This window comes from uncultured Psychromonas sp. (genome assembly GCF_947489755.1).
Classification (GTDB): Bacteria; Pseudomonadota; Gammaproteobacteria; order Enterobacterales; family Psychromonadaceae; genus Psychromonas.
In genome coordinates, this window is record NZ_CANLFB010000087.1 from 1 (window position 1) to 381 (window position 381).

General features: G+C 41.2%; 1 protein-coding gene. It reads left to right on the plus strand.

From position 1 onward, the window contains the following. A partial coding sequence (locus Q0794_RS18115) for a transposase (RefSeq protein ID WP_298944281.1) occupies window positions 1-381 on the plus strand: 381 nt, incomplete at both ends.

The window sequence follows — 381 nt, forward strand, 5'->3', positions numbered from 1 at the left end:
TACGTTAGTCGTGATGGAAGCTTGTTATAGCTCAAATCCATGGGGAAGAAGAATTGAAAAGCTAGGGCATACCGTCAGATTAATTCCGCCTTTTGTCGTTAAACCTTTTGTGATTGGCAATAAAAATGATGCCAATGACGCACTCGCTATTGCTGAAGCCTCATTAAGACCAACAGTTCGTTTTGTTGCGGTTAAATCTACCGAGCAACAAGACATTCAATCATTACAACGGATTGCTGAACGATTGGTAAAAACAAGAACGGGTGACGTGAATCAGTTAAGAGGTTTATTGTCTGAGTACGGCGTAGTGGTTGGAACGGGTATCACGACTTTGATGAACGCAGTACCTGATATCGTTGAAGATGCGAATAATGAATTAAC